The organism is Litorivivens lipolytica (assembly GCF_014191715.1).
Taxonomy (GTDB): Bacteria; Pseudomonadota; Gammaproteobacteria; order Pseudomonadales; family Spongiibacteraceae; genus Litorivivens; species Litorivivens lipolytica.
In genome coordinates this window covers 948,881-959,125 of the sequence record NZ_JACHWY010000001.1, presented here as the reverse complement: position 1 = coordinate 959,125, position 10,245 = coordinate 948,881, and the positions used below count along the sequence as shown (strand labels likewise).

Sequence of the window (10,245 nt, the reverse complement as noted above, 5' to 3'; positions counted from 1 at the left end):
TATGCAAAGTCGCGTCCGATCGCCACTATTTAACAACAATTACGCGGCAGTAAGGTTCGGAGTTGACACTGTTAGCATTCTACACAAGCACCACGCAGGCGCAATTTCAATCTGTTAATGAAGGACGAGAATGGGGAGGGTAGGCGCAGCAGAGGTAAATGCCGGGTCAGGTGCCCGGCGCTTGCTGATCCAGCATTTTCAGGGTGGCGGTGGAGGAGAGCACGATTCGGTCATCGACCTGAAGGGTGGCGCGGACGAAGGCCAGTTTGCGGGTGCGTCTAATGAGCTCACCGCGGCCGGTCAACAGCTCTCCCGCCTTGGCGGAGCCGATAAACTGGTTGTCGCAGGTGACGGTTAAGCAGCCCTGTTCTTCGTTTTCTAATGCGGCTAAGCAGAGGGTGTAATCCGCAAAAGCCATCAGTACCCCACCGTGGGTGATGCCAAACAGGTTGCAGTGTTTCTCTGTGAGGCGCAGGGCGGTGTCTGAATTGGGCGCCATGCTGCGGCAGAAAAAGGGGCCGATATTGTCTTCAGCCTTGTCACCGGCCCAGTGGCGGTAGCCCGGGGGCAAGTCAAAATCGGCGGCCAGTATCTCGCTCATAATCGCTACTCCTGAAAATGTGCCGGCTATTGTGCCTGCTCTGCAAGTCGCTCGCCAGAACGTGAGCGCGCGACAAAACCATCGGATTATGCATTGACTGCGTAACTAATTGGCATGGGGCTGGGTTCTGTGAATATTTTCATAGGCCTGCGCGGCGCCACTATGTTTCGCTGACGATAACACTTTCAGTGACGAAAATTTTTGGAATAGGAGGAATGTTGTATGGCCTTCGAACTAATGGAATTGCCTTACGGAAAACGCGCTCTTGAACCGCATATTTCGCGGGAAACGCTGGATTATCACCATGGTAAACACCACCAGAAATATGTGGACACGCTTAATGGTTTGATTGAGGGAACCGCGGATGCCGATAAATCTCTTGAGGAGATTATCCAGTCTTCAGAGGGCAAGTTGTTTAATCAGGCGGCGCAGGTGTGGAACCACAATTTCTACTGGCAGGGTCTGAGCCCTGAGGGTGGTGGAGAGCCGAGCGGAGAATTGCTGGAGGCAATTAACAAGCAATTTGGCGAATTCAAAAGCTTTCGTGAAACTTTCGATGAATCGGCAAAAGGCAATTTCGCTTCAGGTTGGACCTGGCTGGTGAAATTTGAGGATGGCAAGCTGGGCGTAGTGAATACCGACGACGCCGATACGCCGGTTGCCCACAAGGGCGTGACGCCGCTGTTAACGGTGGATGTGTGGGAACACGCTTACTACATCGATTACCGCAATGCCCGTCCGGAGTATCTGGCGGCGTTCTGGGAGCTGGTTAACTGGGACTTTGTTGCAGAAAACCTACGCAAGGCCAGCTGATCACTGATCAGCGCCGGAAAGGCAGCACGTTGTCACCCTGCGGTTTGACCAGCAGGGTAGACAGCAGTTGCTTCAAACGATTCGCAAACAATACCCGGTCGCCGGTGTAGGATTGCACCAGTTGTGGCACCTTGTTGTTTGGCGTGGCCAGATAAAAGCTGGTCATGCCTGCAATCAGTGACATGCAGTCAACCAGCGGCACCGGGTTAAACGCGCCTTCTCGAATACCTCTTTCTATCAATTTTTGCCAGCGATCCAGCGTTTGTACGGCCGTTTTGGGCGGCATTTCCTTGCTCTGTCCCGATGCCACGGCAAAGAGCGAGAGATAGACGAAATCCGGGTTACTGAAGGCGTAGTCCACCCAGGCATCCGTCGCTAAATGCAGCAATTCAACCGGATGTGTGCCGGGTTGTTCGAAATAGGGCGTAAGCTGTTCGTCCTGCTCTTCCATGGCCTGTTGCCAGACCGCTTGGTACAGCGTGGGTTTGTCTTTGAAATGATGGAACAGGGAAGGGCGACGTATGCCGACATCTTCGGCTATATCGTCCAGCCGTGTGCCGGCGTAACCATTGCGAGCGAACTGTTGGCGAGCGGCCAGCAGGATACGCTTGCGTGTGTCGTTGGATTCTCGTGGCGTACTCATGGCAGCTCTTATCAGTTTGGCTGAACGGTAGCGGAAAATCACAGGCCTCACAAGCGCACTTTGCTATACTGACCGTCCTGTCAAAACACCTCGAGCGGACGACCGCGCGTTGTATCTTCATTGGGGACGGCCCCGCACGGATTGATCATGGCGTGGCTTATTCTATTGCTGGCGGGTGTCAGTGAAATCATCTGGGTTCTTGGCCTGAAAACCGGTATTGGCGCAGCGCGGCCGTGGCTTACACTGGTCACTGTTGCAGCAATGGTAGTGAGTGTTGTGCTACTGGAAGTGGCCATGCGGTATTTGCCCGTGGGTACGGCTTATACGGTATGGGTCGGGATAGGGGCCTGTGGAGCGGTTGTCGCGGGTGTCGTGTGGTTCGGTGAGCCCATGGGGCTGATCCGAATTGTGTCGCTGATCTGTGTGGTGCTGGGTATTGTCGGGCTGAAGCTGACTTCAGCTTAAGCGATGATTCTGGCTTGACTGGATGGGCTCTGGGTCCAGGTTGAAAATCAGTGAAAATTCAACGGAGCGAATGGCTGCGCGGAAATCACTCAAGGTTGCCGGTTTCTGAATTGCGCCGGCAGCGCCCATGCCTTCTGCCTGACTGCGGTCATAATCTGACAGGTTGGTCGACATGATCACGCAGGGGGTTTGCTGGTAGCGCCGGTCTCGTTTGATCATTTTCAGGACTTGCAGGCCATAGATCTTCGGCATGAACAAATCGATCAAAATGAGATCAAGCTTGGGCAGTTTCGGATTGGGAGTGCTGGGGCGGCCTGTACTCGGGTCAATACCGAGCATCATCAGCAATTGTTCTCCGTCTTTCGCGTCAAACAAATTGCATTTGTGACTGAATTCGGACAAGCCTCGCGAGACAATAAATACGTCGCTTGGATCATCGTCAGCAATAAGAACGTTTAGGCTCTTCTGCTCTCCACCTTTCACGAAAACCCGCCTCCGGTTGTGCCCGTGTTGAGCCTATATTGAAGCAGAAATTGGGCAAAAAGGGTTTACGTAATAGTACCTAAGACTGTCTCAGCTGCTCTTATCGGCAGACCAGAAGTCTAACACGTCGGCGCCGTGATCCAGCTGGTTTTCTTCCAGCCAGTGATCGTAATGCAACTGATTAAAATCGTAGGTTTTGATTCGGCATCTGTCGGCACCATCTAGTTGAGAGCACACCCACTTGCTAACACCGCTGGCAATCCGCGCAGAGGGCAAAATTGCCCAGGAATCGGGGGCGTACATGGCCATGTGTCGATCTGACAAGTAGCGGGGGAGAACGAATTTCCCAAAACGTCGCAGATTGTCGTCGATAGTTTGCCCCAATGTGTGTTCGTAATGGCGCATTCGCTGATACCAGTGCAGCGTCGTTCCCGTTAGCCTCCGTTGGTTAAGCGCCTGTTCCATCTCCAAAGGAGAAAGATTGGCTATAAGAGCAAGCACTGAAGGCGGGACGCGGTAGCGACTAAGTGCCAGACGCAAATCACGCCCCTTTACCAGCGGTACAACTTGAGTGCAGTTGGTTGCGAAAAGTGCGGCGGGAGGAAGGGAGCTATATTTGCGCATAACGACACACATCTTTTGAATTGCTTAATTGTTGTGCTGAAATCGATCAAAATTTAAGCATAAATACGTAATTACCGCTATAAGATTTGCTTCTTTGGGGTGTTTGAAGGAAATGGAAATAGCGGAATAAAGAGCAGAAACAAGGGGCTGTGCCGTGATCTTAAGGTGATCTGGGGTTCGAAAATCCTCTCGAATGTTTGGTCTGAATACGATAAATCTGGATAATGTGTTCATAGTTAACAAATAACGAGAGAATTATGTCGCGAATCACGCTTCTACGCTCGCCACTGTCCCTGCTCACTGTTCCCTTGGTGCTGGCGGGCTCTATAACCCAGAGCGCGCCTGTCGCGGCTCAATCGGAAAGCCGCGGTGTGCTGGAGGAGGTCGTGGTGACCGCTCGCCGCCGGGCCGAAAATCTTCAGGATACGCCGATTGCGGTTTCTGCCGTGGGCTCGGAAACGCTAGAGCGGCTGGGTATCAGCGATATTGAAGACGTCGAGACTCTGGCGCCTAGCCTTCAGTTCTCCCAGACCAATTACAAGGCGCCGGCCATTTTTATTCGAGGTATCGGACAGCGCAGCGGTAACCCGGTACTGGATCCGGGTGTGGGGATGTACTTGAACGGCGTTTACGTGCCGCGTTCGGACGCCCAGTTGCTGGATGCGGTCGATGTCGAAAATATCCAGGTACTGCGTGGGCCCCAGGGCACACTGTTCGGCAAGAATAATATCGGTGGTGCGATTCTGGTGGATTCCAAAAAGCCCCACTCTGACGAGTTTGAGCTCGCCGCCAAGATGACGCTCGGCAGCCATGGCCGCAAAAATGCCAAGCTGAGTTCCAATATTCCCCTGACGGATGATCTGGCATTGCGACTCGCGATCAATGCCAAGCGCAGTGATGGTTCCATCGACAACGTAAATGCTGACAATGCCTTGTTTGACCAGGATCGTATGGCGGTGTCGGGGCGAATGCTCTGGTACGCAACAGAAACCCTCGAAGTGGATTTGTTTGGCTTTCTCAGTCGCATTGATGAGCGCGGCTCGCCCTACAACTGTAAGTTCCAGAACAGTGGTGCCATTCTAACCAAGGGCATATACCGCGATGCCAATGGCAGTAACCTGAAAGAGGCTTGTGACCTCAGCGATTCGTTGGCCGGTGATTTTAAAGTGTCGCAGAACGACGAAGATGCCCGTTATGCCATAGACAACCATATGGCTGCCCTGACACTGCGCTGGCCGATGTGGGGCATGGATGTAGAAAGTATCAGTAGCTATGCCTTGCAAGACAATATTGCGATTAGTGGTGACTCCGACGGTACCGGCATTCATATCGTTGCGGTCGGTCCCGACGCCGGTCGGCAGGTATTTGATGGCGCTGGTTTGAGCACACCTGATCAGCAGCGCACGCAATTTACACAAGAGCTGAAGTTTAACGGCAGTGCATGGGATGAAACCCTCAACTACACCTTTGGTGCATTTTTCGCGCGTGAAACTCTGGACGATACACTTGATGGCACCGACGTGGGTGACAACGGTCTGGTCGCGGTTGGCCCTGATGCGGCTGTTGATCTGGGTATTCCTTTGCCGAATAACTCCGTGCTGCCGGTACAGGCCAATGCCGCCCAGAATGCCAACTACGAAAACAAAACCAAAGCGGTTTTCGCGCAAGCCAGCTGGGATATGGCGAGTTGGTTTCAAGTGACGCTGGGTGTCCGTTATACGGAAGAAGAACGCAGTAGCGAGCACACGCAGATCACACCCGATTACGTTGAATACGGCAATCGCCTGAATGCGCAGATAGGCAGTGACCCCGCGATCGTGCAGCCGGTCGCTCACTATCAAGACGGCATTTATTCGCCGGTATCCCTGCAGCAATACTTCGCCTATCAGGCGCCTCAAGTTCCGTTGGTATTTGCTGAGCCATTGGTTGGCGATACCCGTTTCTCCGAGGTTACGCCCAACCTGACCCTGACCTATCTGGCGACAGACGATACGCTGGAAGCCTTAAATCTCGACAGTTTTATTGTCTATGGCACGATCTCAAAAGGCTTTAAGTCCGGTGGTCTCGATATTCGCAACACTCAGACTTCCGCCAATATTCAGCAGTTTGAGCCGGAGCTGGTAACTAATAAGGAGCTGGGTTTTAAACTCGATGCGCTTGATTCGCGCGTGCGCTTTAACGTTGCTGTCTTCCAGATGGATTACACCGACCTGCAAGTCGCGCTTTACGAGCGAGGCGCGACTGCGACCGAAGTGATTCAGTTTACCGGTAACGCCGGTGAAGCCGTGGTCGACGGTTTCGAGCTGGAGCTAACGGCCTTGCTCGGTGATTTTACGATTAATGCCAATGCTGGTTACACCGATGGTGACCTGGTGGAATACAGCTTGGGTACCAATACCGCCGATGGGTTTGCGGTGGTGGATCGCAGTGGTGAAGCTTTTCCGCAAGTGCCGCAGAACGTGCGCGGACTGGTTGTGCGCTACGACTGGTTCTCCGACCTCGGCATTATTTCGCCGCAGCTGCAGTACTACTATTCCGATGAGATTTTTATCGGCACCGATTATCTGAGCGGCGAATACGAAAGCTCTGTTATCAGTCAGTATGAGTTGTACAACGCGCGTTTGGCTTGGGAAGTGAATGATCAGCTGTCAGTTACGGCCTTTGTCGACAATATTAAAGATGCGCCGTATTTTGTCGGCGGTATCGCGGTAACCAGCGTGATCGGCGTAGCCAACCGGGTGCCCGGTACGCCGCGCCAGGCTGGCTTGGAATTCAGTTATCGCTTCTGATAGCTCTCGGAAAATAAGGTTCTTATGAAATTTCTGAAATGGATTGGTGTGTTGTTAGTGGTGCTGGCCGTTGTATTGCTGGTGCGTACTCAACAATTCAAGCCGGTACTGGATGAGCAGGCAAGCGCCGTTGATTTGGGGCGTTGGGATGAACAGTATCTGGCGCAGGGTTTGGCGAAGTCACTGACTTTTCCCACCGTTTCCAGTGGTGACCCGAGAGAGTTCGACCTGCAGCCGTTTTTTGCGTTTCAGGAATACCTGAAACAGCGCTTTCCAAAAACCTTTGCACAGATTCCTTATGAAGTGATCAATGAAGCAACACTGCTGTTTCGTTGGCAAGGGCAGGATACTTCGCGTAACCCGATTATCTTGTTGTCGCATCAGGATGTGGTTCCGGTTATTCCCGGGACGGAAGAGGAATGGACCTATCCACCCTATGCGGGCACCGTTGCGGATGGCTATATCTGGGGGCGAGGCGCCATTGATGACAAGGCCGGCGTGGTTGGTATTCTTGAAGCGGTAGAGCGCCACCTGGCGGAAGGCTTTGTTCCACCGCGCACAATCTATCTGGCCTTTGGGCACGACGAAGAAGTTGGCGGTAATCTCGGTGCTGTCGCCATTGCCGATCTGTTTAAGCAGCGCGGTGAAACGCTCGATTTTCTGCTGGATGAAGGCGGCGTGATTGCCAAGGATATGGTGCCCGGCGTTGAGAAGCGCATTGCCTTGATTGGCCCGGGTGAAAAGGGCTACGTCAGTTTGAAGCTGAGTGCGCGCGGTACCGGTGGTCACTCATCCATGCCGCCGATGCAGACCGCTGCGGGCCGGGTTGGTCGTGCGGTGCATCGCTTGGAGCAGCATCCCTTTCCGGTAGATCTGGATTATACCGTTGAGTTCATGCGTTTTCTGGGAGAGGATCAGCCTTTCTTCCAGCGTTTGTTGTTCGCCAATGCCTGGCTGTTTTCACCCTTGCTAACTACTGTGTTGGAAAATAATCCGGCAACCAATGCCGGCATCCGTACGACAACGGCTGTTACCATGCTGCAGGGCAGTGTGCGCGATAACGTATTGCCGATTAAGGCCAGCGCCGTCGTAAACTTCAGGATTCTGCCGGGTGATACCGTCGAATCGGTGATGGCTTACGTGAAAGAGGTTGTGGATGATCCGGCGATCAAGATTGCACCCTATGATGGTTTTGGCAGCAACCCTTCACCGGTTGCTGATACGTCCAGTGCGGGCTTTCAGGTACTGAGTGATGTGGTCAGGCAGGTAAGCCCGGAGACAATTGTGGCTCCGCGTCTTGTTATGGCTGCGACTGACGCGCGGCATTTCAGTGAGGTGGCCAAAAATAGCTATCGGTTTATGGGGGTAGAGGTTAGTCCACGCGAGCTCGCAGGCATACACGGTACGGATGAGCGCGTGTCGGTTTCAAGTTACACCGAGGCCGTGAAAATGTACTATGCACTGATTGCGCGGGCCGACGAGCTGTAAGGTTTACTGTGCGTTTTGAGCGGGGGAGGTCGTTTCGATCTTCCATCCCAACCGCATTACCAGTACCGTCATTAGTGGGCTGATCAAATTAAAAAAGCAAAAGGGCAGATAGCTCAGCGTTCCTATACCTAGAACGGTCGCGTGGTAAGCACCACACGTATTCCACGGGACTAATACTGACGTTACTGTTCCACTGTCCTCCAGTGTTCGGCTCAGATTCTTCTGGCTCAAGTTGTACTGGTCATAAAGCTCCGGGTACATACGCCCGGCAATCAGCAGTGTCAGGTATTGCTCTGAGGCTGTCAGGTTCAATACGCCGCAGGTGCCCGACGTTGTTGCGACCAGCGAGCTTGGCCCCTTCACCAATCGATTCAAACCATTGAGCAGGCTGGTCAGGCAGCCTGACGCTTCCATTAAGCCGCCAAATACCACCGCACAGAGTATCAGCCAGATGGTATTTAACATGCCGGCCATACCAGAGGTGGACAGCAAATCATCGGTAAAAGCATTGCCGGTGGAAATAGCGTTATCGGTTACGAGGGTGGCGATTAAGCCTCGGTAAATTCCGCTCCAGTCTTCAGAGCCACCAATCAAATAGACCAGCTCGCGCTGGAATAGCAGTGAACACAGACTGCCGAGCAGCGTCGCAAAAAACATCAACGGCAAGGCCGGCATTTTGCGGACAATGGCAAACACCACCAGTGCCGGAACAAGCAGCAGCCAGCCGGAGGTATGCACATTGCGATTAATTGCATTGATCATCTCCGCAGGCTGGGCGATCTGACCTTCAGCGCTGTGTGTCAGCCCCATCGCGATGAAAAGACCAAGCGCCAATACGAATGACGGCAGTGTGGTGAGAAACAGATAGCGAACGTGTTGAAATAAATCCACGCCGCATACCCCGGAAGCGAGGTTGGTGGTATCTGACAGGGGGGATAGTTTGTCACCGAAATACGCCCCGGAAATAACCGCACCTGCTGTTACTGGCAGACTCATGCCCAAGCCTTGCCCCGTAGCCATCATGGCGACACCAATGGTGGCGGCAGTTGTCCACGAGCTGCCAACGGCAGTGGATACAATGGCGCAGACGACAGCCGCTGCGGCATAAAACCAGGCTGGGTCAGCCAGTTGTAGCCCCAAGACAATCAGCGTGGGGACGATTCCGCTGATCATCCAGGTGCTGGCCAACGCACCGATCAAAAGCAGCATTAAAATCGGAGTAAGTGCAACATGTACGACTTTCAACATGCCGTCTTGAAGATCTGACCAAGCCACGCCCCGTCGAATGCTAATCAGAGCCGCCATAACGCCAGCAATGATCAACGCAATTTGATTTGGCCCTTCTATGGCGCTGTCACCAAACAGAGCGACATTGACGCCAAGCAGGATCAGGAGCAGTGTGAGTGGCAGCAGGGCGAGGGTAAGCGTCGGGCTGTTTGCGGGCGTCTGCATGGTCTCTTGCCGTGGGGTTTCGGCGCAGTATAGCAGTCATCCGCCTCGCGGCGAGGTTCCCCTGAATGGGTGATGCCTGCGCGGCCTTGGTAGCTGAAACTTAGAAAATAATAAGGTGGTGAGAGGAGTCTTTCATGGAATACATCAGTGTGGAGCAGGCGCGAGAGCAGGGTGGACTGCGACTCGTACTATGTGCGGGCACGCCCGGTGTGTGGGGCGAGGCGATCAAGGCGGTGCTGTCGTATAAGGGGATTAGCTACACGCCCGTTCTGCAGGAGGTTGGCGGTGAAAACCGAGCCTTGAGGGAGTGGACAGGGCAAACCAGTGCACCGGTCATTGTCGATGCAAATAACCGCCAGCATATTCTCTGGGAGAGCATGGTCTTGCTCGCCGAGGAGCTAGAACCCGAGCCGGCGTTGATACCGCAAGACCCAAGTCAGCGCGTGCAGCACTTCGGGCTGCTGCGGGAGATTGCCGGTGTTGAAGGCTTGGGCTGGAATCGTCGGTTGCAATCTATCGCTCTGTCTGGCGGTCCCTCCGTCAACCCGGTGCTCCAGCGTTTGGCCGATAAATATGGCTACAGTGACGAGGCGGTAAAACGCTCGGAAGCTCGCACAGTAGAGATATTGAATTTACTCAGCGCACAACTAAAGCAGGGCGGGCCGTATTTTTTCGGCGATCAGCCGACCGCGCTGGATTTTTATGCGGCGATCTTTATCGGCGTGATGATCAACCCCTTGCCGCATGAAGTGATCCCGATGCCGAAGGGCATGCGAGCGGGGTTCTCGCATCCTTCAGAGGCGATTGCTAGTGCGCTGGATACTGTTCTGCTGGCGCATCGAGACAGGATATTTGAGCGGCATATTAAATCGCCGCTGACGTTTTGA

Annotated in this window: 10 protein-coding genes; 5 read left to right on the top strand and 5 right to left on the bottom strand. The window is 53.7% G+C overall.

Going from position 1 to position 10,245, the window contains the following annotated elements:
• Positions 1 to 166: 166 nt before the first annotated feature.
• A complete protein-coding gene (locus tag FHR99_RS04440; RefSeq protein WP_183409328.1) occupies positions 167 to 601 on the bottom strand; it encodes a PaaI family thioesterase in 435 nt (144 codons plus the stop codon).
• 222 nt (positions 602 to 823) lie between these two features.
• Between FHR99_RS04440 and FHR99_RS04435 the strand changes: the two genes are divergently transcribed.
• Positions 824 to 1,414 (top strand): superoxide dismutase, encoded by a 591-nt coding sequence (locus tag FHR99_RS04435; protein ID WP_183409327.1) that lies wholly within the window; start codon positions 824 to 826, stop codon positions 1,412 to 1,414.
• 7 nt (positions 1,415 to 1,421) lie between these two features.
• Here FHR99_RS04435 and FHR99_RS04430 read toward each other — a convergent pair whose 3' ends face one another.
• Positions 1,422 to 2,057 (bottom strand): TetR/AcrR family transcriptional regulator, encoded by a 636-nt coding sequence (locus FHR99_RS04430; protein ID WP_183409326.1) that lies wholly within the window; start codon positions 2,055 to 2,057, stop codon positions 1,422 to 1,424.
• Between the two features lie 147 nt (positions 2,058 to 2,204).
• Between FHR99_RS04430 and FHR99_RS04425 the strand changes: the two genes are divergently transcribed.
• A complete protein-coding gene (locus FHR99_RS04425; RefSeq protein WP_183409325.1) occupies positions 2,205 to 2,522 on the top strand; it encodes a DMT family transporter in 318 nt (105 codons plus the stop codon).
• Here FHR99_RS04425 and FHR99_RS04420 read toward each other — a convergent pair.
• Positions 2,514 to 3,005 carry a response regulator gene (locus FHR99_RS04420; RefSeq protein WP_183409324.1) on the bottom strand — a complete coding sequence of 164 codons (492 nt, stop codon included), beginning with the start codon at positions 3,003 to 3,005 and terminating at the stop codon, positions 2,514 to 2,516. The two genes, FHR99_RS04425 and FHR99_RS04420, sit on opposite strands and share 9 nt — an antisense overlap.
• 90 nt (positions 3,006 to 3,095) lie before the next feature.
• Entirely contained in the window at positions 3,096 to 3,545 is a 450-nt protein-coding gene (locus FHR99_RS04415; RefSeq protein ID WP_183409323.1) for a hypothetical protein, read from the bottom strand.
• A gap of 341 nt (positions 3,546 to 3,886) precedes the next feature.
• Here FHR99_RS04415 and FHR99_RS04410 point away from each other — a divergent pair, with 341 nt between their 5' ends.
• Together FHR99_RS04410 and FHR99_RS04405 are read left to right on the top strand one after the other, a co-directional pair.
• Entirely contained in the window at positions 3,887 to 6,418 is a 2,532-nt protein-coding gene (locus FHR99_RS04410; RefSeq protein ID WP_183409322.1) for a TonB-dependent receptor, read from the top strand.
• Positions 6,419 to 6,442: 24 nt separating this feature from the next.
• Positions 6,443 to 7,906, top strand: coding sequence for a M20 family peptidase (locus FHR99_RS04405; protein ID WP_183409321.1), 1,464 nt, complete (start codon positions 6,443 to 6,445; stop codon positions 7,904 to 7,906).
• Between the two features lie 3 nt (positions 7,907 to 7,909).
• On the opposite strand, the gene nhaC is transcribed toward FHR99_RS04405, so the two are convergent.
• On the bottom strand, positions 7,910 to 9,358 hold the full coding sequence (gene nhaC / locus FHR99_RS04400) for a Na+/H+ antiporter NhaC (RefSeq protein ID WP_183409320.1): 1,449 nt from the start codon (positions 9,356 to 9,358) through the stop codon (positions 7,910 to 7,912).
• A 134-nt stretch (positions 9,359 to 9,492) separates the two neighbouring features.
• Here nhaC and FHR99_RS04395 point away from each other — a divergent pair, with 134 nt between their 5' ends.
• Positions 9,493 to 10,245 carry a glutathione S-transferase family protein gene (locus FHR99_RS04395; protein ID WP_183409319.1) on the top strand — a complete coding sequence of 251 codons (753 nt, stop codon included), beginning with the start codon at positions 9,493 to 9,495 and terminating at the stop codon, positions 10,243 to 10,245.